Annotated in this window: 19 protein-coding genes and 2 pseudogenes; 13 read left to right on the top strand and 8 right to left on the bottom strand. The window is 65.3% G+C overall.

The window, feature by feature from the left end; genetic code table 11:
- Window positions 1–66: 66 nt before the first annotated feature.
- Both ESZ60_RS06860 and ESZ60_RS06855 read right to left on the bottom strand, forming a co-directional pair.
- Entirely contained in the window at window positions 67–930 is an 864-nt protein-coding gene (locus ESZ60_RS06860) for a hypothetical protein (protein WP_134679684.1), read from the bottom strand.
- 120 nt (window positions 931–1,050) lie between these two features.
- On the bottom strand, window positions 1,051–2,433 hold the full coding sequence (locus tag ESZ60_RS06855; RefSeq protein WP_134679683.1) for an L-serine ammonia-lyase: 1,383 nt from the start codon (window positions 2,431–2,433) through the stop codon (window positions 1,051–1,053).
- A 228-nt stretch (window positions 2,434–2,661) separates the two neighbouring features.
- Between ESZ60_RS06855 and dusB the strand changes: the two genes are divergently transcribed.
- The 13 genes and pseudogenes from dusB to ESZ60_RS06800 all read left to right on the top strand — a co-directional run bounded on the left by dusB (window position 2,662) and on the right by ESZ60_RS06800 (window position 17,094).
- A complete protein-coding gene (dusB, locus tag ESZ60_RS06850; RefSeq protein ID WP_134679682.1) occupies window positions 2,662–3,681 on the top strand; it encodes a tRNA dihydrouridine synthase DusB in 1,020 nt (339 codons plus the stop codon).
- On the top strand, window positions 3,678–4,841 hold the full coding sequence (locus ESZ60_RS06845) for a two-component system sensor histidine kinase NtrB (RefSeq protein WP_425331309.1): 1,164 nt from the start codon (window positions 3,678–3,680) through the stop codon (window positions 4,839–4,841). Before dusB ends, ESZ60_RS06845 begins: the two co-directional genes overlap by 4 nt.
- Before the next feature lie 8 nt (window positions 4,842–4,849).
- Window positions 4,850–6,319 (top strand): response regulator, encoded by a 1,470-nt coding sequence (locus tag ESZ60_RS06840; protein WP_134679681.1) that lies wholly within the window; start codon window positions 4,850–4,852, stop codon window positions 6,317–6,319.
- Between the two features lie 129 nt (window positions 6,320–6,448).
- Window positions 6,449–8,662 carry a sensor histidine kinase NtrY-like gene (locus ESZ60_RS06835; RefSeq protein ID WP_245155613.1) on the top strand — a complete coding sequence of 738 codons (2,214 nt, stop codon included), beginning with the start codon at window positions 6,449–6,451 and terminating at the stop codon, window positions 8,660–8,662.
- Window positions 8,659–10,047, top strand: a complete 1,389-nt coding sequence (gene ntrX, locus ESZ60_RS06830; protein WP_134679679.1) for a nitrogen assimilation response regulator NtrX — start codon at window positions 8,659–8,661, stop codon at window positions 10,045–10,047. The genes ESZ60_RS06835 and ntrX overlap by 4 nt, the downstream gene beginning before the upstream one ends.
- Before the next feature lie 95 nt (window positions 10,048–10,142).
- Window positions 10,143–11,519: a Trk system potassium transporter TrkA gene (trkA, locus tag ESZ60_RS06825; RefSeq protein WP_134679678.1), complete on the top strand. Its 1,377-nt coding sequence runs from the start codon at window positions 10,143–10,145 to the stop codon at window positions 11,517–11,519.
- A 7-nt stretch (window positions 11,520–11,526) separates the two neighbouring features.
- Window positions 11,527–13,149, top strand: coding sequence for a TrkH family potassium uptake protein (locus ESZ60_RS06820; protein ID WP_134679677.1), 1,623 nt, complete (start codon window positions 11,527–11,529; stop codon window positions 13,147–13,149).
- 111 nt (window positions 13,150–13,260) lie between these two features.
- On the top strand, window positions 13,261–13,494 hold the full coding sequence (gene hfq, locus ESZ60_RS06815; protein WP_017999735.1) for an RNA chaperone Hfq: 234 nt from the start codon (window positions 13,261–13,263) through the stop codon (window positions 13,492–13,494).
- A complete protein-coding gene (hflX, locus tag ESZ60_RS06810) occupies window positions 13,495–14,802 on the top strand; it encodes a GTPase HflX (protein ID WP_134679676.1) in 1,308 nt (435 codons plus the stop codon). It abuts the gene before it with no gap.
- 218 nt (window positions 14,803–15,020) lie between these two features.
- A complete protein-coding gene (locus ESZ60_RS21060) occupies window positions 15,021–15,335 on the top strand; it encodes a transposase (protein WP_209021256.1) in 315 nt (104 codons plus the stop codon).
- Between the two features lie 155 nt (window positions 15,336–15,490).
- On the top strand, window positions 15,491–15,802 hold the full coding sequence (locus ESZ60_RS21055; protein WP_209021255.1) for a hypothetical protein: 312 nt from the start codon (window positions 15,491–15,493) through the stop codon (window positions 15,800–15,802).
- Window positions 15,747–16,010: a transposase gene (locus ESZ60_RS21835; RefSeq protein WP_209021259.1), complete on the top strand. Its 264-nt coding sequence runs from the start codon at window positions 15,747–15,749 to the stop codon at window positions 16,008–16,010. The genes ESZ60_RS21055 and ESZ60_RS21835 overlap by 56 nt, the downstream gene beginning before the upstream one ends.
- 152 nt (window positions 16,011–16,162) lie before the next feature.
- Window positions 16,163–17,094, top strand: a pseudogene (locus ESZ60_RS06800) (IS5 family transposase).
- 118 nt (window positions 17,095–17,212) lie between these two features.
- On the opposite strand, the pseudogene ESZ60_RS06795 reads toward ESZ60_RS06800, so the two are convergent.
- The 6 genes and pseudogenes from ESZ60_RS06795 to ESZ60_RS06770 all read right to left on the bottom strand — a co-directional run.
- Window positions 17,213–17,350, bottom strand: a pseudogene (locus tag ESZ60_RS06795) (IS5/IS1182 family transposase); the annotation flags it as partial.
- Window positions 17,351–17,521: 171 nt separating this feature from the next.
- Window positions 17,522–18,454 (bottom strand): carbohydrate kinase family protein, encoded by a 933-nt coding sequence (locus tag ESZ60_RS06790; protein ID WP_134679675.1) that lies wholly within the window; start codon window positions 18,452–18,454, stop codon window positions 17,522–17,524.
- A gap of 21 nt (window positions 18,455–18,475) precedes the next feature.
- On the bottom strand, window positions 18,476–19,753 hold the full coding sequence (locus ESZ60_RS06785; RefSeq protein ID WP_134679674.1) for a TFIIB-type zinc ribbon-containing protein: 1,278 nt from the start codon (window positions 19,751–19,753) through the stop codon (window positions 18,476–18,478).
- Between the two features lie 10 nt (window positions 19,754–19,763).
- Window positions 19,764–20,894, bottom strand: a complete 1,131-nt coding sequence (locus ESZ60_RS06780; protein WP_134679673.1) for an SPFH domain-containing protein — start codon at window positions 20,892–20,894, stop codon at window positions 19,764–19,766.
- Between the two features lie 100 nt (window positions 20,895–20,994).
- On the bottom strand, window positions 20,995–22,047 hold the full coding sequence (locus tag ESZ60_RS06775; protein ID WP_245155604.1) for a DUF2927 domain-containing protein: 1,053 nt from the start codon (window positions 22,045–22,047) through the stop codon (window positions 20,995–20,997).
- Window positions 22,048–22,057: 10 nt separating this feature from the next.
- Window positions 22,058–23,230 carry a toxic anion resistance protein gene (locus ESZ60_RS06770; protein ID WP_134679672.1) on the bottom strand — a complete coding sequence of 391 codons (1,173 nt, stop codon included), beginning with the start codon at window positions 23,228–23,230 and terminating at the stop codon, window positions 22,058–22,060.
- Between the last annotated feature and the right edge of the window lie 8 nt (window positions 23,231–23,238).

Here is a 23,238-nt window from a genome sequence, read left to right as displayed (position 1 = left end):
ATACCGCGGGGCTTGACCCGCAGGTCGGCAAGGCCCGCGCAATCTCCGCGCGGGCCCAAGGCTGACTTACAGGCTCGTTGCTGGCGGCGTCGGCGGCAGGACCAGTTGCGGGGCGGGCACGCCGGGATTTTCCGCGGCAGCCGGAGCTGGAGCGGGATCGGCCGGTGCGGAAGCGGGCGCTGCGGTCGCCGGCGTGGTGCTTGCAGGCGCGGTGCTTGCCGGTTCGGTCGCGGCAGGCGCCAGCGTGGTGCCGGTCACCGGGCTGCTGTGTTCGGGTGCCGGGGACACGTCAGTGGTGCTTGCCGGCGTCGGGCTGGTCTCGGTGGCCGGGCTGGATGCAGCCGACGCGGGCGCGACCGTCTCGGCGGGTTTCGCCGCGGGCTTGGGCTTCGCGGTCGATTTCGGCTTGGGCGCGGCGGCAGAGGCCGTCACCTGCGCCTTGGGCATCGTGTCCGTGGCGCTCGCGCAGCCCGAAAGGCGCTGCGAGCCGACCCGCAGCTTGGCGCTAAAGGGGGTGCTGGCATCGCCCGCCTGGCAAGCCCCTGCCTGGATGTTCAGGGCAAAGACCTGGCCATTCATCGTGCCGATGAACTCGACGCCGCGGTTATAGGTCATGCGGCGCACGGTGACGGCGGTCGAACGCGCGCCGGAGCGCTCATAGACGGCGCGGTTATTGGCCGCGGTGACGGTCCAGCCTGCACCGGCGGCGCGGAACATCGCGGTGTTCATCGTGCTGGCTTCGGCCGTGGCGCGCGGCGTGCCCTCGGCACCTGTCTCGATGGGAGAGTCGACCGGCGAGACCGCCGGAGGGCCGGAGGGGCCGGGCGCGGTCGTTTCGTCGGGGGCGGTCTTGCTTTGGAAAGGCAGCTCGCCGCAAGCGGTCACGACCACCGTCATCGCCAGCACGGCAAAAGCCGAACGGAATTTCATCTGCTCTGTCCCGGTTCCTTGGAGTTTTGCTTTGAAATATCGCTACAGGAACCCCCGGCCTTGGGCAAGCGTCGAGCCGCCCCGCAGGCGGGATACGGCCTGATCTGCGCGTATTTTGCCTCAGCAATTCGGGACGTTCACCGCAAGGCCGCCCAGCGAGGTCTCTTTGTACTTCTCGCTCATGTCGCGCCCGGTCTGGCGCATCGTCTCGATCGCGGCATCGAGTGGCACGAAATGCTGCCCGTCGCCGCGCAGCGCGAGGCTCGCCGCCGAGACCGCCTTGATCGCGCCGAGCCCGTTTCGTTCGATGCAGGGCACCTGCACCAGACCGCGCACCGGGTCGCAGGTCATGCCGAGATGATGCTCAAGCGCAATCTCGGCGGCATTCTCGACCTGCGCGGGCGTGCCGCCCATCACCGCGCAAAGCCCCGCCGCCGCCATGGCGCTGGCGGAACCCACCTCGGCCTGACAGCCGCATTCCGCCCCCGAGATCGAGGCATTATGCTTGATCAGCCCGCCGATCGCCGCCGCCGTCAGCAGGAATTCGTCAAGCTGGCGCTCGGACGCGCCCGGCACATGGTCGAGCCAGTAGCGGATCACCGCGGGCACCACGCCCGCCGCGCCATTGGTGGGCGCGGTGACGACCTGTCCCCCGGCGGCGTTTTCCTCGTTCACCGCCATGGCATAGACCGACATCCAGTCATTGATGACATGGGGCGCGGTCAGGTTCATGCCGCGCTCGGCCAGAAGCGCCTGATGGATGGCAGGGGCGCGGCGACGGATCGAGAGCCCGCCGGGCAATGTGCCGGGCGTCTCGAGGCCGCGATCCATGCAGTCGCGCATCACCTGCCAGATCCGCGAAATTCCGGCCGAAATCTGGGCATCAGGGCGATGCGCGCGTTCATTCTCGCGCTTCATCGCGGCGATGGATTTGCCCGATTTTTCAGCCATATCCAGCATTTCCGCCGCGCTGGAAAAGGGAAAGGGGATGCGCGGCGCATCATCGCTGCGGGTGTCGTCGCCGCGTGCGGCCATTTCGGCCTCGGTGAGCACGAAACCGCCCCCGACCGAGTAATAGACCTCGCGATAGATCACGTCGCCCTGCGCATCCGTGGCCATCAGCACCATGCCATTGGCATGGCCGGGCAGGGCGTGGTCGAAATCGAAGATCAGGTCGCGCGCGGGGTCGAAGGCCAGATCGCCCAGGCCCTCGGGTGACAATCTGCACCGGTCGCGGTTTTCGGCCAGCACGGCCTCGGCCTGCGCCGCATCCAGCGTCTCGGGAAGAAATCCCGCCAGGCCAAGGATCGTCGCCCGATCCGTGGCATGGCCCTTGCCGGTGAAAGCCAGGCTGCCATGCAGGCTCGCGCGCAATCCGTGGGCGCGAAAGGGCTGGGCGCGCAATGCCTCGAGAAAGCGCCCGCCGGCGACCATCGGCCCCATCGTATGCGACGAGGACGGTCCGACCCCGACCTTGAACATGTCGAAGACCGACAGGAACATGCGCGCTATCCTCTTGCTCTGTTTCCTAGTTAACCGCGCGGCGCGATGCATTCCAGACGCCAAGCGACGGCGCAGCGGCAGGGATGCGACATTTGACGAATCCGGCTCTGCGCGTTATCTGGTCATGTAGCCCTTTTATTAGGCAAACGTGAAGTCGCAGCAAAAGCCTGTCGATCAGGCAACCGCCACATTCTTCACCATTCCCTTGCCCCGTCTTACGAGTTCTCCATGAGCCTGCCCGAACCGATCATCCTTGGCGATATGCCACTTGGCCCGCCGGTCTTTCTGGCCCCCATGGCCGGGATCACCGATCTGCCATTTCGCCGCGCCGTCGCGCGCCACGGCGGGGCCGGGCTGATGGTCAGCGAGATGGTCGCCTCGACCGAGATGGTGACGCCGCGCCCCTCGACCCGGATGGCGGTGCGCGCGAAAGCGATGACCGAGGGCGCGCTTCCCGTCAGTGTCCAGATCGCCGGGCGCGAGGCCGGGGCCATGGCCGAGACCGCCCGCATCGTCGCGGGCATGGGCGCGCGGATCATCGACATCAATATGGGCTGTCCGGCCAAGAAGGTGACGGGCGGGCTGTCCGGCGCGGCCTTGATGCGCGATCTGGATCACGCTTTGGAACTCGTCGAGGCCGTCGTGGGTGCGGTTCCCGACCTGCCGGTGACCTTGAAGATGCGGCTGGGCTGGGACGAGGATTGCATCAACGCCCCCGAGCTTGCGGCGCGGGCGACAGAGGCCGGGGTCAGGATGCTAACGGTGCATGGCCGGACCCGGGCGCAATTTTATACCGGCACGGCCGATTGGACGCGCATCCGCAATGTCGCCAATGTGCCCGGCCGCCCGCCATTGGTCGCCAATGGCGATGTGGTCGATGCGGCCTCGGCCCGCGCGGCATTGGCGCAGTCGGGCGCGGATGCGGTGATGGTCGGACGCGGGGCGCAGGGCGCGCCGTGGAAACTGTCGCAGATCGCGCATGAGCTTTGGGGCACGCCCGCCCCGGTGATCCCGCAAGGCGCGGCGCTGGCCGATGCCGTCAGCACGCATTATCAGGACATTCTTTCGCTTTACGGTGCCGAGCTGGGCCTGCGTGTCGCGCGCAAGCATCTGGGCTGGTATGCCGAGGCGAATGGCGCGCCCAATCGCGCCGAACTTCTGCGCGCCCCCAGCCCCGAGGCGGCGCTGGCCGCGATCCGCGCGGGTTTCTCGGATGCGCCTTCCCCCGAGACGGAGAGTGCTGGATGAAATTTCGCGCCAGGGCCAGAATGGCAGGCAAGGCACGGGCAGAAGAGCCGCAGGGAAATTTCATTCCCGCCGAGGTCGGCCCGAACTGGTCGGCGCTGCCCATGCCTGCGGTGATCTTTGACCGGCAGGGTCGGATCGCCGGAATGAACGACCTGGCGGAATCCTTCCTGAACATCTCGCGCCGCTCGGCCATGGGTCATGCCATCGAAGAGCCCGAGATGCTGAAGCGGCTGCGCATCGTGCCTCCGATCAGCGAAATCCTCGAACGCGTGCGCGAGGGGCATGATGCGCTGAACCGCTCGGGCGTGCGCTTCGAGATCGGCGACGGTCTGGGTGGACATGCCGACCGCATCGCGACGGTTCACGCAGGCCCGGTGCCCAGCCCCGAGGGCGGCGTCGTCATCCTGATCGCGACGGGCGAAAGCTCGGGGCGGCTGGGGCAGGGGCGTGCAGTGCGCTCTGCGGCGCGCTCGGCCATCGGCATGGCCGAGATGCTGGCGCATGAGATCAAGAACCCGCTGGCCGGGATTCGCGGCGCGGCGCAGCTGATCGGCATGAACCTCGCCCCCGAGGATCGTGACCTGACCGACCTGATCGTCGCCGAATCGCGCCGCATCGTCGAATTGCTGGATCAGGTCGAGCGCTTCGGCGACACCTCGGCTCCGAAACTGTCCGAGGTCAATATTCATGACGTGCTGGAACGCGTGCGCCGCTCGGCGGCGGTGGGTTTCGGCAAGGGGCTGAAGATCGTTCCGGATTACGACCCCTCGCTGCCCCCGGCCTTGGCCGACAACGACCAATTGGTGCAGGTCTGCCTGAACCTCGTCAAGAACGCCGCCGAGGCGATCAAGCGCGACGGGCGCGAGACCGGCACGATCCGGATGCGCAGCTTTTACGACGGCACCCTGCGCATGGCTCCCACCGAGGCCGAGCCGCATGGCCGCAGCCTGCCCCTGCAGATCGAGATCGAGGATGACGGGCCGGGCATTCCCGAGTCCATCGCCGATCAGGTTTTCGAGCCCTTTGTGTCCGGGCGCGAGAACGGCACCGGGCTGGGCCTCGCGCTGGTCTCGAAGATCATTACCGACCACGGCGCATGGATCGCCCTCGATTCCCGCCCCGGTCGCACCGTTTTCCGCATTTCTCTTCCCAAAGCCTGAGGTTTCCCATGGACGGCACCGTTCTGATCGCTGATGACGACCGCACCATCCGCACAGTCTTGACCCAGGCGCTGACCCGGGCCGGATGCCGGGTCCATGCCACCGGCTCGCTCGCGCAATTGTTGCGCTGGGTCGAGGAAGGCCGGGGGGATCTGGTCATCACCGATGTGATGATGCCCGATGGCAATGGCATCGACATGATCCCGGCGATCCGCAAGCTGCGCCCGGACCTGCCGGTGATCGTGATCTCGGCGCAGAATACCATCGTGACCGCGATCCGCGCGACCGAGGCTGCGGCCTTCGATTACCTGCCCAAGCCCTTTGATCTGCCCGATCTGATGGTGCGGGCGAATCAGGCGCTGTCGCGACGCGCCCGCAAATCCGATCCTGCGCCTGTCGCCATCGCTTCGCCTGAAATTGCCGCCGATCCGACTCTGCCGCTGATCGGCCATGCGCCCGCGATGCAAAGCCTGTTCCGCATGGTGGCGCGCGTGCTGAACGCCGATCTGCCGGTGATGATCGCGGGCGAGGCGGGCGTGGGCAAGACCGTGGTCGCGCGTTCGTTCCATGACCTCTCCGACCGGCGCGATGCCGGTTTTGCTGTGCTGACCTCGGCGGATCTTTCGGAAGAGGCGATCCACCGCGCCGGCGAGCGGGCGACGGGGGGCACGCTCTTGATCGAGGATCCGGCCGGGTTCGGCACTGCCGCGCAGGCCAGGCTGATCGGGCTGATCGAGGCATGGGAGGTCGGCCCGGCCCGCAACCAGATGCCGCGCCTTGTCTCGACGACCGGGCCGGAGCCGCAGACCGACGTCGCCGCGGGTCGGCTGCGGGCGGATCTGTATTACCGCCTCGCCGGGGTGACGATCACCGTGCCGCCGCTGCGCTCGCGCGTGGATGACATCCCGCCGCTCGCCCGCCACCTGCTGGCCCGCGCCGCCTCGCAGGGCCTGCCGCAGCGCAGCCTGTCGGAAGGCGCGACCGCGATGATCCGGTCTTATGCCTTTCCGGGCAATGTGCGTGAGCTGGAAAACCTGATGCGCCGCCTGGCCCTGACCGCCGCAGGGGCCGAGATCAGCGATGCCGAGGCGCGCGCCGCCTTGCAGGAATCGGTCCCGGTCGGCGTGTCGGGCGTGGCGTCTGCGCCGCGCCCCGTCGCCGCCGCACCGAGCAGCGTGTCTCCCACGCCCGCGGCCACGCCTGCCGCCATCGCGGAACCGGCCAATGGGCGGCTGTCGCAATCGGTCGAGATGCATCTGCAACGCTATTTCGACCTGCATGGCGACCAGTTGCCGCCGCCCGGACTCTATGACCGCATCCTGCGCGAGATCGAGAAGCCCCTGCTGGAGATCGCGCTCGACGCGACCGGCGGCAATCAGCTTAGATGTGCTGATCTGCTTGGCATCAACCGCAATACGCTGCGCAAGAAACTGACCGACCTGAATATCGAGGTGACACGACGCCGCAAGCTGATGTAAAACGGCCACAGATGGTCGCGCAACCGTAACGCAGCGGCCACAAGAACGCCGCGTTGCAGCGGCGCAACCGTGAGGTCGGGCGAGTTGGCGGGATCGCTGTCCAGGGGCACATGGGAACGCGTCGTGCGTTTGCGGCGCCTTCGTCGCGTTCGTAATGTCACCACGCTTGGGCTGGTGGTGCTTGGCCCGCTTTTGACCATCCTGACCTATGTGGTCATGGGGCCTCTGGCCGGCGTCGAATCGGGCAGCACGCTGCTGCGGCTCGTGCTGCTTGCGGATCTGATCTACCTGATCGTCCTGACCGGCATGGTGGTTGCGCGCATGACCTCGATCGTGGCGGCGCGGCGGCGCGCCGCTGTGGGGTCGCGGCTGCATCTGCGGCTGGTCGGCGTCTTTGCCAGCATTGCGCTTGTGCCGACGGTGCTGGTGGCGCTGTTCGCGGGCCTGACCGTCAATATCGGGCTCGAGGGCTGGTTCTCGGGGCGGGTGCAGCAGGTGGTGACCAGTTCGCTGGCCGCCGCCGAGGCCTATCAGGACGAGCATCGCCGCGATCTGACCAGCGACGCCAAGCTCTTGGCGGGTGCGCTGGTGCAAGAGGCGCGCCGCGATCCCATGCTGGATGATGGCGAATTGCGGCTGCTTCTGGGGCAGGGGCAGGCGCTGATTCAGCGCGGGCTGCGCGAGGCCTATGTGATCGACGGGCGCGGCACGATCCGGGCGCGCGGCGAGCGCAGCTATCAATTCTGGTATGAACAACCCTCGGCCCTGCAATTCGACCAGGCCCAGGCCGAGGGGCTGGTGCTGATCCAGGACTGGCAGAATGACGAGTTTCGCGCGCTGGTGCCGCTGGCCCCGCTGGCGGACCGCTATCTCTACGTGACCCGCGACGTGGACGGAAAGCTTCTGGGCCTTCTGGACGACACCCGCCAGAGCGTCGGTGAATACCGGCGTCTGGAACAGGAGCGTGGCCGGGTCCTGCTGGAATTCTCGTTGCTTTATCTGGGTTTTGCACTGCTGCTGGTGGCGGCCGCGATGTGGCTGGGCCTGTGGTTCGCGGATCGGCTCTCGCGCCCGATCGGGCGGCTGGCCGAGGCCTCGGAGCAGGTTGGCCAAGGCAATCTCGACCTGCAGATCCCCGAGCCCGATACCGGGGACGAGATCCAGACGCTGGGCCAGAGTTTCAACCGCATGACCCGGCAATTGAAGCAGCAGCGCGTCGAACTGGTCGAAAGCTATCGCGCCGCCGATGACCAGCGCAGGCTGTTTGATTCCGTGCTCTCCTCGGTGACGGCAGGGGTGATCGGCCTGGACGCGGCGGGCGAAATCGACTTCCTGAACCGCTCGGCGACGCGGCTTCTGGGTCTGGATCCGACCCGTGACCATGACCGGCTGCTTTCCGAAGCCGTGCCCGAGCTTGAGCCGCTGTTCGAGCGGCTGGGCCAATCGGTCAATGAATCGGTGCAGGACGAGATCCGCCTGAACCGCGAGGGCCGGGTGGAAAGCCTGCTGGTGCGCATGGCGATCCGGCGCGGCGCGGCAGGGGGCCTTGAGGGCTATGTGGTTGCGCTGGACGATGTGACCGATCTGGTCTCGGCGCAGCGCATGGCGGCCTGGGGGGATGTCGCGCGCCGCGTCGCGCATGAGATCAAGAACCCGCTGACCCCGATCCAGCTTTCCGCCGAGCGCCTCAAGCGCAAATTCGCCCCCATCGCCGGGGCCGACCGCGAGGCTTTGGAGCAATATACCGAGGTCATCATCCGGCAGACCAATGACCTGCGCCGGATCGTCGATGAGTTCTCGCGTTTCGCGCGGATGCCCGAGCCCGACCGCAAGGAAACCGACATCGCGAAACTGCTGCGCGACAGCGCGCTGATGCAGCGCGACGCGCTGCAAGGCGCACTGGTCCCGGATATTCCCGAAGAGCCCGTCATCGTCGATGCCGATGCGGGCATGATGCGGCAGGTCTTTACCAACTTGCTGAAAAACGCGGGCGAAGCGCTGGACGAATTGCGCAAGGACCCGCCCGAAGGCTGGACCCCGGAAATCCGGGTCGAGCTGACGTCTCAACCGGATGCGGTGACGATCCGGATCGTCGATAACGGCCCCGGCCTGCCCGAGGACCGTTCGAGGCTCTTCGAGCCATATGTCACCATGAAACAGGGCGGCACCGGGCTGGGCCTGCCCATCGTGAAAAAAATCGTCGAGGAACATGGCGGACAACTGGTCCTGACCGACGCGCCCGATCAGCGCGGCGCGATGGCCCAGATCCGCCTGCCTCGCGAAAGACAGCCCGTGCGCCTCGCGGCGCGGCGCCAGAAACCAGAGCAGGACTACGTGAAATGACCGATATCCTCATCGTTGACGACGAAAAAGACATTCGCGAACTGATCTCGGACATCCTTCGGGACGAGGGATATTCGACACGTCTGGCCGCCAATTCGGACCAGGCCGTGGCCGAGATCAATGTCGCGGAACCCTCGCTGATGATCCTCGATATCTGGCTGAAGGACAGCAAGATGGACGGGATCGACATCCTCAAGCAGGTCAAGCGCAACAATCCCGATGTCCCGGTGGTCATCATCTCGGGGCATGGCAATATCGAGATCGCGGTCGCCGCGATCAAGCAGGGGGCCTACGATTTCATCGAGAAGCCCTTCAATATCGACCAGCTTCTGGTCGTCATCCGCCGCGCCGTCGAGACCGCCCGGCTCAGGCGCGAGAACTCGACGCTGAAGCGCGGCGAGGCCAAGGCCGGCGAGATGCTGGGGCATTCGGCCAGCTTCAAGCGGCTGCGCGAACAGCTTGACAAGGTGTCGAAATCGAACGGACGTGTCATGCTGACCGGCGAGCCGGGGGCGGGCAAGGAACTGGCCGCGCGCTATATCCATGCCCAGGGGCCGCGCGCCCGCGCGCCCTTCATCCCGGTGCCCTGCGCGACGATCGAGCCAGAGCATATGGAAGAGGTGCTCTTCGGCCGGGAATCCAGCGAGCGCGGGATAGAGCAGGGGCTTCTGGAACAGGCCCATGGCGGGGTGATCTATTTCGACGAGGTCGCCGACATGCCCTTGGGCACGCAGACCAAGATCCTGCGCGTCCTGACCGAGCAGCAGTTCCAGCGCGCCGGCGGCACCGACAAGGTCAGGGTCGATCTGCGGGTGATTTCCTCGACCAATCGCGATCTTGCGACCGAGATTGGGGCCGGTCGCTTCCGGCAGGAGCTTTTCGACCGGCTGAACGTGGTTCCGGTGGCGATCCCCTCGCTTTCGGAACGGCGCGAGGACATCCCCCATCTCGCCAGCCATTTCATCGCCCAGTTCCATGCGACGCAGGGCCTGCCGGACCGCGCGCTGCCCGAGGAATCGATCGCCGCGCTCCAGGCCATGCCCTGGCCGGGCAATATCCGGCAATTGCGCAATGTGATCGAGCGGGTGCTGATCCTGAGTGACGGCACCGGTCCGATCCAGCCCGGCGAATTGGAAAGCCAGGGCAACGGCAATGGCACCGGCGAGGGGTTGGCCCTCGGGCCGCAGATCACCAGCCTTGCCCTGCGCGAGGCGCGGGAACTTTTCGAGCGGGAATATCTGCTCGCGCAGATCAACCGCTTTGGCGGCAATATCAGCCGCACCGCGCAATTCGTCGGCATGGAACGCTCGGCGCTTCATCGCAAGCTCAAGTCGCTCGGCGTGGTGGGTGGCGTCCGGATCGAGGAAGAGATGATGGGCAAGTAGGCCAAGCCCTTCCACGAGAGAAACATTTTGCGGTATCCGCACCCATTCTGCCGCGCTAGGATCGCGTGGCCGTGGGTTGAAGGAACAGGGCCAGCATGAAGATCATCATCTGCGGGGCAGGCCAGGTCGGCTGGCACATTGCGCGCCATCTGGCGGGCGAGCGCAACGATGTCACGATCATCGACACCAGCGCCGAATTGATCCGCCGCGCCACCGATGCGCTGGATGTGCAGGGCGTGACCGGCTTTGCCAGCCACCCGGATGTGCTGGACCGGGCAGGGGCGCGCGACGCGGATCTGATCATCGCCGCGACCCATTCCGACGAGGTGAACATGGTCACCTGTCAGGTCGCGCATTCGGTCTTTCAGGTGCCGCGCAAGATCGCGCGGCTGCGCTCATCAGCCTATCTCGACGCGATCTATTCCGATCTTTACCGCACCGACCACCTGCCCATCGACGTGGTGATCAGCCCCGAGCGCGAGGTGGCGCGTTCGGCCATGCAGCGGCTTTCCGCGCCCTCGACCTTCGATGCCGAAACATTTCTGAACGGGCAGGTCCATCTGCTTGGGATCTCGCTCGACCCGGACAGCCCGATCCTGAACACGCCGCTCAGGCAATTGACCGAGATGTTCTCCAGCCTCAGCGCCATTGTCGCGGGCGTGCGTCGGGGCGGCAAGCTGTTCGCCCCAGAGCCCGGCGACCAGCTGTTCGAGGGCGATCAAGTCTATGTCTTTACCCTGAGCCAGGACGTGCCGCGCACGCTCGAGGTCTTTGGCAAGCCCACCGCCAAGCAGGAAAGCGTGGTCATCATCGGGGCGGGGAATGTCGGCCTTGCCGTCGCGCAGGCGCTTGAGGCCAGCCCCGAACGGGTCCGCGTCAAGGTCATCGAGCGCGACCGCGCCCGTGCCGAGGATGCGGCGGATTCGCTCAACCGCACCATCGTCCTCAATGGCGACGGTCTGGCGGCGGAACTGCTGGAAGAGGCCGCAGTTCCGCGGGCGGATGCGGTTCTGGCCGTTACCGATGACGACAAGACCAATATCCTTGCCGCGGTGCGCGCGAAACAGGCCGGTGCAAAGCTCGCCATTTCACTGGTGAACGATCCGACGCTGATGTCGCTCATGGACACGCTTGAGATCGACGCCTTCATCAACCCACGCGCCAGCACGGTCTCGACCATCCTGCGCCATATCCGGCACGGGCGGGTGCGCGATATCTATTCCATCGGCGATGCCGAGGCCGAGGTGATCGAGGCGCAGGTGCTTTCGACCTCGCCCATCGCGGGCCGTCCGATCCGCGACATCGAGTTCCCCGAAGGCGCGCTTCTGGGTGCGGTCCAGAAACGCGGCCGCGTGGTGAAGCCGACAGGAGATCTGCGCATCGAAGAAGGCGATATCGTCGTGATCTTTGCCCTGGTTTCCGACATTTCCGAGGTCGAGCGCCTGCTTCAGGTCTCGATCGACTTCTTCTGAGGCCGGGATGGGCGTGCTGGTCCGTCTGCCGCTACTGGTCATTCTCGCCGGGATCGTCGCGCTGGCGATGTTCCTGCCCGGAGCCTATGCCCATGTCACCAACCTGCACCGTCTGGGTCAGGTCTTCATGAGTTGCGGGGCGGTGTTTCTGATCCTGGCGGTGCTCTTGGGGATCGCCACCGCATCCGAGCCACGCCGCGCCCAGCCGCGCAGTGTGCTCTTGATCATGCTGGGGGCGATGACGCTGCTTCCGGCCATGATGGCGGTGCCTTTCCTGCTAAGCCTGCCCGATACCGGCTACTTCAATGCCTGGTGGGAGATGATCTCTTGCCTGACCACGACGGGTGCCACGCTTTACGCCGCCGACCTGTTGCCCGCGCCGCTGCATCTGTGGCGTGCGCTGGTGGGCTGGATGGGTGGGCTTTTCATGCTGGTCGCGGCCGTCGCGCTGCTCGCGCCGCTGCGGGTCGGCGGCTTCGAGATCCTGTCCAGCCCCTATGGCCGGAACGAGCGTTTCGAACGGTTGCCCCGCTCGGAGCGGGATTCGGGCGTGGTCAGCCATCTTTCCGAACCGCTCTATCGCTCTCGCCGGGCAGATCCGGCCAGCCGGGCGATGCGCGCGGCGAAGCTGGTCTTTCCGGTCTATGCCGGGCTGACGCTGGCGATGTGGACCCTGCTGCTGATCCTGGGCGAGACGGGGCTTTTCGCGCTGACCCGCGCGCTCAGCACGCTCTCGACCAGCGGGATCAGCCCGGTCAATGGCGGGGCGGCCCAGCAAAGCGGCCTGGCCGGCGAGATCGTGATCTTTCTGTTTCTGATCCCGGCCCTCTCGCGCCGCTTCTGGCCCGGCGGCGGCGAGTTGCGTGTCTCTGAAACCTGGCGCGGCGACCCGGAATTGCGGCTGGCCGCAGGGGCGGTCCTGTTTGTCGCGGCGGCGCTGTTCCTGCGCCATTTCATCGGCGCGATCGGGGTCTCTCCCTTGGGCGCGCGCGGCCTGATCGAGACCGTGGACAGCGCGCTTGCGGCTGCCTGGGGCGGCATTTTCAATGGCCTGAGCTACCTGACCTCGACCGGCTGGAACTCGATGGACTGGCAGGGGGCGCGAAGCTGGTCGGGGATCAGCTCGCCCGGTCTGATGCTGGCGGGGCTTGCGATCATGGGCGGAGGTGTCGCGACCACGGCCGGCGGGGTCAAGCTGCTCCGGGTCTATGCGCTGGCACGGCACAGCGAGCGCGAATTGGAAAAGATCGTCCATCCTGCCTCGATCGGGGGCGGCGGGCTGCTCGCACGCAGGTTGCGCCGCGAAGGGGCCTATCTGGCCTTCATCTTTTTCATGCTCTTTGCCTGTTCGATCGCGGCAATCGTCATGCTGATCTCGCTACAGCAGGTCGAATTCGACAGTGCGACCATCCTTTCCATCGCTGCTCTGACGAATACCGGCCCGCTTGCCGGGGTCATCCCCCTGACACCCAGCTTTCAGGGATCGGCCGGGATCGCCGGTGCGCCATGGGAGGGCTGGGCCGGCCTGCCCGCCATGACCAAGGCGATCCTTGCCGGGGCGATGATCGTCGGACGGGTCGAGACGCTGGCGATTCTGGCGCTGATCTCGCCGGAATATTGGCGGAAATAGCGGGCCATGTCCTTGATGCAACGCTTGCCGGGGGCATCGGATCACGCGCTTGCAAGCGTGACCGGCCTCGCCTAAGCATTGTTAACAGCGATAAGAACAAGGTGCTAGGGAATGGCCGGCGACAAACAGAATCTTCAGGATGCATTTCTGAACCATGTCCGCAAAGGAAAGGTTCCGGTCACGATCTTTCTCATCAACGGCGTCAAGCTGCAGGGCGTGATCACCTGGTTTGACAATTTCTGTGTGCTGCTGCGCCGTGATGGCCAGTCGCAGCTGGTCTACAAGCATGCCATCTCGACCATCATGCCGGGGCAGCCGATCAGCCTTTACGACGGCGAGGACTGATTGGCCGAACTGACCGAGACCCGCGAACGCCCCACCCGTGCTTACGTGATCCATCCGGATCTGGGGAATTCGCGGACGCGCCGATCGCCTGATCTGGCGCTTGAAGAAGCCGTGGCCCTTGCCCATGCCCTGCCTGCCATCGATGTCGCTGGCGCCGAGGTTGCGAAGCTGCGCAACCCCGATGCCGGGATGCTGTTCTCCAAGGGCAAGCGCGCCGAGATCGGCGAGCATCTGAAGGCCGCCGCCGAGGGCGAAGGGGCCGAGCTTGTCCTGATCGACGGGCCGGTGACGCCTGTCCAGCAGCGCAACCTGGAAAAGGAATGGGGCGTCAAGATTCTCGACCGGACCGGTCTGATCCTGGAAATCTTCGCTGACCGCGCCCATACCCGCGAGGGCGTGCTGCAGGTGGAACTGGCCGCCTTGGCCTATCAGCGCACGCGTCTGGTCCGGGCTTGGACCCACCTCGAGCGTCAGCGCGGCGGCTTGGGTTTCGTCGGCGGTCCGGGGGAAACCCAGATCGAGGCCGACCGTCGCGCCATCGACGAGCAGGTCATCCGCCTGCGCCGCCAGCTTGAGCGCGTGGTCAAGACCCGCGAGCTGCACCGCAAGGCCCGCGCCAAGGTGCCCTATCCGATCGTCGCGCTGGTCGGCTATACGAACGCCGGGAAATCAACGCTGTTCAATCGCTTGACCGGGGCCGATGTCATGGCCAAGGATCAGCTTTTCGCTACGCTCGATCCGACCATGCGGCAGACGACCCTGCCCGGTGGGCGGAAGGTGATCCTGTCCGATACGGTGGGCTTCATCAGCGATCTGCCGCATGAGCTGGTCGCGGCCTTCCGCGCCACGCTGGAAGAGGTGCTGGCCGCCGACCTGATCCTGCATGTCCGCGATATCAGCCATCCCGAGACGGTCGAACAGGCTGGTGACGTGCGCGAGATCCTGACCAGCCTTGGCGTCGAGGAAGACGTCTCGCAGATCGAGGTCTGGAACAAGATCGACATGCTGAGCGTGGAGCAGCGCGAGGCTTCGCGTCGGACCGACGCGCGTACCGAAGGCATTCAGGCTGTCAGCGCCCTGACCGGCGAGGGGCTTGATGAGTTGCTCGCGTCGATCGAGGCGCGTCTGGCTGAAACGCTGGATGAGCCGCGCGAGGTGGTCGAGTTGCAGCTAGCCCATAGCGACGGCAAGCGTCGGGCGTGGCTGCACCAGCAGGGTATCGTGCAATCGGAAAGCATGGACGAAGACGGTGTGCGTCTGACCGTCCAATGGACCGAACGCCAAAAGGCAAGATACCAGACGATCTGACAAAAAACCCGCGCATTGCCCACCCCCTAAGATAAATGTTGAACGCTCAGGGTGCCGGCGGTAATTTGTCGGCACTTATTAAGTTAGAGCACGCCGCGGGTTTTGAGATCCAGTCTTCCCCGTTTGCCGATGCTGTGATTCCCTTCTGTTGAGGCAGATATGGGGGATTCAGAGGGGCAAGCCACATCCGATAGAACTTCGAAGCCGAGTGATGGCCTATGTCGACGAAGGTCACGGGCATCGCGCGGCGGCCCGGCACTTTCGGGTGTCGCCGAAATTCGTCAACGATCTCGCTGCGGCGCGAGACCGGAGGGCTGACCGCGCAACCACAAGGTAACGGCGGCGGACACGGCAAGCTGACCGGGGTGACCGGGTGGCTCAAGGCCCGTGTCGCGGTCAAGGGCGAGATCACGCTCGATGAGTTGATGGCTGAACTGGCCGAAGCCCATAATATCGACGTGCATCGGGCCACCGTCTGGCGCGTGCTGCGCGGGCTCGGACTGACAGACAAAAAAAGCCCTGCAGGCGCTTGAGCAGAAGCGCAAGGACGTGGCCAACCGGCGCCATGTCTGGATCTCGAGGCGCCAGCCCTTCATGGCCAGCCGTCTGGAACGGCTCGCTTTTATCGATAGTGAGGCGTCAGCCCGCCACCGGTTCGAGGGCGACGCCGAACGCGGTCAAGACAAACATGGCGAAGACGACCGGCTGGGGACCCTGCGGCCAGCGCCTCGTCGATCACGCACCGTTCGGTCATTGGCGCACCCAATCCTTTGTCGCGGCTTTGCGCCATGACCGATTGGACGCGCCCTGGGTGATCGATGGGGCGATGAACGTCGAGATGTTCGACCTCTATATCAAGACCCAACTGGTTCCCACGCTTCGGGCCGGGGACGTCATGCGTCGGGAAAACGATCCCCCGGATCGTTTTCTGATCCGTCTCATTCCTGGACAAACTCTCCGGCCAGAAGAGCCGCGCCGCGGCGGCGGCGGCTCCGCGTGAAATCGGCGCCTGGCTTCCGTTTTTGCCGCCATACAGTCCTGATCTGAATCCAATCGAGATGGCATTCTCCAAGCTAAAAGCGCTGATCAGAAAAGCCGCTGCGAGGACCTACGATCAGCTATGGGCAGCAGTCGGTCGGGTCCGCGATCTCTTCTCGGACGAGGACTGCTACAACTACTTCAAAGCCGCAGGGTATGAGATCGACTGAGCGCAACGTGCTCTAGATCAAAAACTTCCTTGTCTGGCACATGGCTGATGATGCAGGAAAGCTCCCGAAGAAATCTTCGAGAGAGAAGCGGGGCCTTGTTGCACAAATGGGCTGGGATTCACTTTGTGAATCCAATGTCGTAGCCGGATGGCATGAGCAGACTGCCGAAACCGACTTACAAGACCACCAACTGGCACGCGTATAATCAGGCACTGAAGCGCCGCGGATCGCTGACCTTATGGTTCGATGCCTCCATGCAATGGGAAGCAGTGCCAACAGGGCGACGTGGTCGCCAGCAAGCCTACAGTGACGCGGCGATCCAGGCCTGCCTAACCATCAAGGTTCTCTTCGGGCTGCCGCTTCGCCAAGCCACCGGTTTTGTTGCGAGCCTGCTGGAACTGTCCGGGCTGGGCTGGTCCGTGCCGGACTTCAGCACCCTGTCCCGTCGGCAGAAAACCTTGGATGTTACCATCCCCTATCGCGGCGGCAGGGGCGCGCTGCACCTGCTCGTGGACAGCACCGGCATCAAGGTGGAGGCGAAGGCGAGTGGCACACGCGCAAGCATGGCGGCTTCAAGCGACGCGTGTGGCGCAAGATTCATCTTGGGATCGACGAGGAAACGCTGGAGATCCGGGCCGTCGAAGTCACCGGGAGCCATATCGGCGATGCGCCGGTCCTGCCCGACCTTCTCGCCCAGATCCCCGCGGATGAGGAGATTGCCAGCGTCACTGCCGACGGTGCCTATGACACGCGCGCCTGCCACGACGCCATCGCAGCCCGAGGTGCGGCGGCGGTCATTCCGCCCCGCCGCAACGCAAAGCCATGGAAGCCGGACAGCGCTGGAGCCCGAGCGCGCAACGAGATCCTGCGGGCGTCGAAACACCTTGGCAGGACGCTGTGGCGGAACTGGTGCGGGTACCATCGCCGAAGCAGGGTGGAAACGAAAATGAACTGCGTGAAGTTGCTCGGCCAGCGGCTGATGTCCCGCGACTTCCACCGTCAGGTCGCCGAGGTCCAGATCCGCGCGGCGGTCATGAACCGCTTCACGGCACTCGGCATCCCGGTCACGGTGCTGCTGGTATAAGCGCATCCGGGGAAAGGGGAACTGCGGTCCTCAGCTGATTGTGCAACAGCGCCGGTAGGTCACGCCACGGCGAACCGGTGCGCGTTCGGCATGGCCTTGAACCAATGGCTCATGCCTCACTCCAGAAAATCCCACCCAGAACAAGGCGATGGTTCGTGGGCTTGCGTCCGTTCGTAGCGCGGGTGGCAAGGATGAAGCGTTCATGAAACGCCCACTCCTCGTCCGACATCAGGTCTCGTGCCAAGCTGGTCTCCATCGCAGATACTTGAATCACGATCAGCCCGCCCTGTGAATCCCTTTTGTCAACACCGCCTAGTTACGACCGACGCCCTATCGATTTAAAGGAAAAAGTGCCGACAGATCTCTGCCGACACCTTAAGCCTTCAACATTTATCTTAGAGGCTTGCCAATTGGGCGGGTTTTTCGTTCAGCCCGGCAAGGCGGCAAGCTCATGTGCCCAAGGAGGGTTCGCGCCGGGTCGCGACACGGTGATTGCCGCTGCTTTTGTTCCAAGGCTCAATGCGCGCAGCAGGGCTTCGGGGGAAAGCTTGGCAAGCCCCTCGCGGGTCAGCGCCCCATCGGCGTTGAGCGAGGCCAGAACGCCCGCGTTGAACGTATCACCTGCGCCAATCGTATCGGCGACCTCGACCCGCAAAGCCGGGGCGCTGATCGGCGCGCCTTGCCAATGGGCGAGGGCGCCAGCAGCGCCTCCGGTTTGCAGCAATACCTTGACGCCACGGGACAAAAGATCGGCGGCGACCTCGTCGAAGCTTTTGCCGGGGGCCAGCCATTCAAGGTCATCCGCTGAAAGCTTCACGATATCGGCCATGCCGATCAGCCGATCCAAGCGGGCGCGATACGCCTCGGCATCGGCGATGAAGAAGGGGCGGATATTCGGGTCGAGGATGATCGGGACGCGGGGTTTCAGGCGGGCGACCAGTTCCTCGATCGCCGCGCCGCAGGGATCGGGGACAAGGCTGATGCCGCCGATGAAGAGCGCCGATACCGTCTCGGGGATATTGGGCAGATCCGCGGGCGCAAGCATCCGCCCCGCCGACCCCTCGTCATAGAAGGAATAGCGCGCCTCGCCGCCGGAAAGCGTCACGAAGGCCAGCGTCGTCAGCCGGTCCGAGCGCGGCGAGAGCGAGATGTCGACATTGGCCTCGGCCAAGGGGCGCAGCAGCACCTCGCCGAAAGGATCGCGCGAGATCGGCCAGAGATAGCCCACGGGCGCGCCGATCCGGCCAAGCGCGATGGCGGTGTTATAGACCGCGCCGCCGGGCAGGGGACGGAAGGCCGCGCCCCCAGCACCGGTTTCGGGCACCATGTCGATCAGCGATTCGCCAGCGCACAGGATCATGCCTGTCCTCCATTCATTCGGTCATGGCGGCTGATAGCGGTAAGACGTGCCGCTGTTAAGATCGACCGAATAGCCGCCGGTATTGATCTGCACATAGCCGCCTTTTTCATTGAGCCAGAACAGGCCCGCGAGCAAAGCCATCACCAGCAGCACCGCAAAAGCGATCTTCCAGACCGAATAGGGGCGCTCGCCCTGCACGCGTCCCGATTGGCCATTCACGACGAAGCGGTAGCTTTTGCCGTTATAGCGATAGGCGGCGGTCCAGACCGGCAGCAGGATATGCTTGAAGGTCTCGTCGCTATGGCCGGTGCGGATCTGGGCGATCTGCTGCTCATTGCCGCCGATCGCGCGGCGCACATCCATGGCGATGACGCCCGCCATTTCCTGACGGGCGATCTCATGGCCCGAGGCGAGGGGGATGGTATAGCCCTCGGCGGTGAAGCCCGCGAGATATTCGGGTCGGTAGGTCACCAGATGCGAGAGGTCCCATGGCGTCAACGCATCGGTGATGCGGCGCGGCAAGGAACTGGCCGCGAGGACCAGCACATCGTTGAAATGCCGCGACACCTGTCCCGAGACCGGGGTCCAGCGGGTGCGGCGCACCTGCCTTGCGACGCGCTGCATCCGGCCATTCACCTCTTCGGTGACCCAGACCGTCTCATAATACCAATCGCCCCGCGCCCCGCTATAGGCCGATTGCGTCGCGGCGTCGAAGGTCCAGAAGGGGGAATAGACCCCAGACATCTTGCGGCCGCGACGGGCATAGGCCATCAGCCCCGACGGCGCGAACCAGAGCCCCTTGAGCCAGCTTTCCAGCGCCGATTTCGCCTGCGCCTCGTCGATGACGAAGGGCAGCACGCCCTGCGGCTTGATCAGCCGGGTCGTGCCGGTATCGGTCACCACGGCTGTGGCGCAGAACGGGCAGGTCGAGGCATGGCTGTCCGAGGTCACCTCGATCTTGGCGCCGCAATTCGGGCAGGACAATGTGCGGACCGTCTCGGTCAGGTCGCTTTCGCGGTCGATGCGCAGACCTTGCTCCAAGGGCAGTTCGCGCAGCTCGGGGGCTTTGTGGCTGGCATCCCATTGCAGCGCGCGGCCGGTGGCCGGGTCGCGCAGGATGACCTGCTCGGCCTCGACACCGCCCTTGGCCTGACGGCTGGGCGCGCGGGCAGCGCCGGGGCCGATTTCCTGCTCATGCCCGCAATAGGGGCAATGCAGCCGTTGCTGACCGGGCGAGAATTCAAGGCTCGCGCCGCAATTCTCGCAAGGATAGCGGTATTCTGAACGGGGGGTCGGCATTCAGGCGCGCTCAGAGATCCTGCTTGGGCAAAGGCGGCGGCGGGGGCGGCGGGGCCACGGTGAAAAGCTGCGCCAGTTCGGCGACATCATCGGCGGGTTTCCAGCCGTCCTGTCCCGGCGTCCAGACCATGGTGTCGCGGGTGAACTTCCCCTCGCGCACGAGACGGCCGAGATGCGCGCGCCCATAGGGGCCGTCGGCCTGACCGTCCACGGCGATATGCCAGACGGTCTCGGGATGCAGCGGCGGCGGGGTCTGCGGGGCCTGCTGCGGCACGGCGCCCCAAGGGCCGCGGTTCGCCCCACCCATGGCCATGCCCATGCCTGCGCCCATCGCGGCCCCAAGCCCCGCGCCCATGCCGCCTCCGGGTTGGTTCGAAGCGTTGAGCATCGCCTCGGAGGCGGCATATTGGCCGAAGCGGTTCAGATCGCCGACGATCCCGATCGAGGTGCGCTTGTCGAGCATCTTCTCGACCTCGTCGGGCAGGCTGATGTTCTCGATATAGAATTCCGGGATGGTCAGGCCGTATTCGGCGACCGTGGGCGTGATCGCCTTGGCGACGAGCTTGCCGAACTGGTCGGTATTGGCCGCCATGTCGAGGACGGGAATCCCCGAGCTTGCGATCATGCGCGAGAATTCCTGCACGATGATATTGCGCAGCTGGAAGGTGATCTCGTCCTTGGTGAATTCGCCGTCGGTGCCCACGATTTCCAGCATGAACTTGCCGGGATCGCTGATCCGCATGGAATAGGTGCCAAAGGCCCGCAACCGCACCGGGCCGAATTCGGGGTCGCGTGCGATGACCGGGTTCTTGGTGCCCCATTTCAGATCGTTGAAGCGGGTGGTGTTGACGTAATAGATCTCGGACTTGAAGGGGCTGCGGAAGCCGTGATCCCAATGCTGCAGCCGGGTCAGGATCGGCAGATTGTTGGTTTCGAGCATATAGAGGCCGGGGCCGAAGACATCGGCCAATTGCCCCTCATGGATGAAGACGGCGGATTGCCCCTCGCGCACGGTGAGCTTGGCCCCGTATTTGATGGCCTTGCCCACGGTGGGGAAGCGATAGACCATCGTGTCGCGCGTGTCGTCGGTCCATTCGATGATGTCGATGAACTCGCCGCCGAAGATGTCTAGGATACTCATGGCCATGCCTTTCACGCTGCTGCGGTGAACCGGATGTCTGCCGGTCCGATAGTGACGTCGCACCGACCCGCGTCAAGACCCTGTGGTCGCGGGCCGCCCCTCATGTGCCGGTCGCCAGCACTTCCCTTGCGATATCCAGAATGACCGGGCGTGCCTCGGCCTCGGTCATGCCGGGGCGCAGACGCGGGTCGTAGAGGATCTGAAGCAGCAATTCGTCATGGCGCGTCAGGTAGGCAAATTCCTCGTCATCGTTGAAGATCGAGGGACGGACCATGCGGCTGTCATTGGCAAGGCCCAGGCCTTGGGCGATTTCCTCATGGATGCAGGACCGGCGCAGGCGGGAGGGCGTCTCGCTGCGGATCAGGACAAGGGCGCGGTCATAGGTCGTCGTGTCGCCACGGGAATAGGCAAAGACGGTGCAGTAATTCTGGGGTGCGAGGCTCGCAAGCGCGTTGATATCGCCTGCCGGTATCCCCGGGATGATCGAGGCTAGCCGGGGGCCGATGGCGCGGCGCTCGTCCTCGCTGAGGATCAGGACGGTCAAATTGCCCTGACCGGGGTCCAGCGTGATCGGATGGCCGGAGACGGATTGCAGGCGCGCGGCATAGGCGGCGATGTCCGAGCGGTCGCGGGCGCGCTGGGCGGGCGCGACGGATTCGCCGAATTCTATATGGATGCGCACCGGCTGCGCCCAGCGGCGCAGCGGCGCCGCCGCGCTGCGCGAGATCAGCGCCTCGCCCTCGCGGACATATTCGTCATGCAGGGCGATGGTCACGAAATCCTCGGTCAGCCGCTCGGGGGTCAGTTCGATGTCCAGACCCGCATCGGTGCGCAGCAAGCCGCGCGCGATCAGCGCCTCTTCGACCCCCGCAAGATAGCTGCGCATGTTCTGGCTGGCGGGCGTCCCGGCCGCGGCGGCAGCTTTGGCGGAATCGCTGCGGGCCTTTTCGGCCCGCTCGGCGCGCAGCGCGGCCTGCGTCACCTCGGCCCGGTCGGGACGCGGCACCGGTGCCGCGGCCGAGATGGGCGGGGGTGACGCGGGTTCGACCGCGGGCTCTTGGCAACTCGCCACAAGGCCAAGGGCCAGCAGGGCGGCGATCCTGCCGGGCGCGGAGGGGGACTGCAAGGCGACGACATGGGACGACCCGAGCACGATGTCTCCGTTATGCTTGCGGCTGGTTGGGTTGCTTGGTCGCGCTGGCGGCGGCGAGGGTGCGGCGAAGCTCGCTTTCCATCTGGGTCAGCTCTTCCTCGGCGGCGGCGCGGCGGGTCTTGCCCTCATCGGCGATGCGCAGGCTGTCCTCGATGGTGGCGATCAGTTCCGCATTGGCGGCGCGCACGGATTCGATGTCGAAAACACCCCGCTCGGTCTGGGTGCGGATCTGCTGGTTCGCCTGGCGCAGGTTCTCGGCATTGCGGGTCAGCAGGTCGTTGGTGAGGTCATTGGCCTCCTTGACCGCGCGGGCCGCCTGGGCGCTGCGCTGGATGGTGACGGCCTGCGCAAGCTGGGTTTCCCACAGCGGCACGGTGTTCACCAGCGTCGAATTGATCTTGGTGATCAGTGATTTGTCGTTCTCCTGCACGAGACGGATCGAGGGCAGCGACTGCATCGTCACTTGACGCGTCAGCTTGAGGTCATGCACCCGGCGTTCGAGATCGTCGCGCGATGATCGCAGGTCGCGCAGTTCCTGCGCGGCCATGACCTTCTGTTCCTCGGGGGCGGCCTCGACGGCGGCTTCCCGGGCGGGAATGTCGGTGCTGTCGATCTGGTGCAGTTTTTCCTCGCCGGCGGCGATGTATAGCGCGAGTTCGTCGTAGAAATTCAGCGTCCGGTCGTAGAGCAGGTCGAGCGAGCGGATATCCTTGAGCAGGCGATGCTGGTGGCTGTCGAGATCCGAGGTGATCTTGTCGATCTGGCCCTGCACCTCTTCGTAATTGGCGACGAATTTCGCGAAGGGCGCGGCGCGGCCGGTCAGGCGTTCCCACCAGCTGCGTTCGCGGCGTACGTCAAGCTCGCTGACCGAGAAGCCGCGGATCGTGGTCACGATATCGCGCAGGGATTCGCCCGCGGGGCCGACATCCTTGTTCTTTACATCGGCCAGCATGGCCTGGCTGATCTCTTGCAGTTCATTTTGCGCCCGCGCCCCGAAATGCACGATCGAGCTGGAATCGGACAGATCGATTTCCGCCATGCGCCTGCGGATTTCCTCGGCGGTCGCGCCCTGCGCCTCGGGCAGGGGGGGCGGGGCCGGATGCGGGTCCGGAAGGACCACGGCGGTCACGGTTCGGATCTCGTCCAATGCGGCTTCGGCGCTGGCCTTGGTCTGGGTCGTCATCCGTCGTC

The organism is Paracoccus ravus, from assembly GCF_004522175.1.
In the GTDB taxonomy this organism is placed as follows: domain Bacteria; phylum Pseudomonadota; class Alphaproteobacteria; order Rhodobacterales; family Rhodobacteraceae; genus Paracoccus; species Paracoccus ravus.
Note: the sequence above shows the minus strand (reverse complement) of the source record. Positions and strands in the feature narration are given on the sequence as shown.

Bases quoted from the DNA above. Each gene is read 5' to 3' on its own strand.
- ESZ60_RS06780 (WP_134679673.1), bottom strand. From the start codon at position 20,894: ATGAGTATCCTAGACATCTTCGGCGGCGAGTTCATCGACATCATCGAA.
- ESZ60_RS06845 (WP_425331309.1), top strand. From the start codon at position 3,678: ATGAAATTTCGCGCCAGGGCCAGAATGGCAGGCAAGGCACGGGCAGAA.
- dusB (WP_134679682.1), top strand. From the start codon at position 2,662: ATGAGCCTGCCCGAACCGATCATCCTTGGCGATATGCCACTTGGCCCG.
- ESZ60_RS06860 (WP_134679684.1), bottom strand. From the start codon at position 930: ATGAAATTCCGTTCGGCTTTTGCCGTGCTGGCGATGACGGTGGTCGTG.
- ESZ60_RS06790 (WP_134679675.1), bottom strand. From the start codon at position 18,454: ATGATCCTGTGCGCTGGCGAATCGCTGATCGACATGGTGCCCGAAACC.
- trkA (WP_134679678.1), top strand. From the start codon at position 10,143: ATGAAGATCATCATCTGCGGGGCAGGCCAGGTCGGCTGGCACATTGCG.
- ESZ60_RS06770 (WP_134679672.1), bottom strand. From the start codon at position 23,230: ATGACGACCCAGACCAAGGCCAGCGCCGAAGCCGCATTGGACGAGATC.
- hfq (WP_017999735.1), top strand. From the start codon at position 13,261: ATGGCCGGCGACAAACAGAATCTTCAGGATGCATTTCTGAACCATGTC.
- ESZ60_RS06820 (WP_134679677.1), top strand. From the start codon at position 11,527: ATGGGCGTGCTGGTCCGTCTGCCGCTACTGGTCATTCTCGCCGGGATC.
- ESZ60_RS21060 (WP_209021256.1), top strand. From the start codon at position 15,021: ATGTCGACGAAGGTCACGGGCATCGCGCGGCGGCCCGGCACTTTCGGG.
- ESZ60_RS06840 (WP_134679681.1), top strand. From the start codon at position 4,850: ATGGACGGCACCGTTCTGATCGCTGATGACGACCGCACCATCCGCACA.
- ESZ60_RS21055 (WP_209021255.1), top strand. From the start codon at position 15,491: ATGGCGAAGACGACCGGCTGGGGACCCTGCGGCCAGCGCCTCGTCGAT.
- ESZ60_RS06855 (WP_134679683.1), bottom strand. From the start codon at position 2,433: ATGTTCCTGTCGGTCTTCGACATGTTCAAGGTCGGGGTCGGACCGTCC.
- ESZ60_RS06785 (WP_134679674.1), bottom strand. From the start codon at position 19,753: ATGCCGACCCCCCGTTCAGAATACCGCTATCCTTGCGAGAATTGCGGC.
- ntrX (WP_134679679.1), top strand. From the start codon at position 8,659: ATGACCGATATCCTCATCGTTGACGACGAAAAAGACATTCGCGAACTG.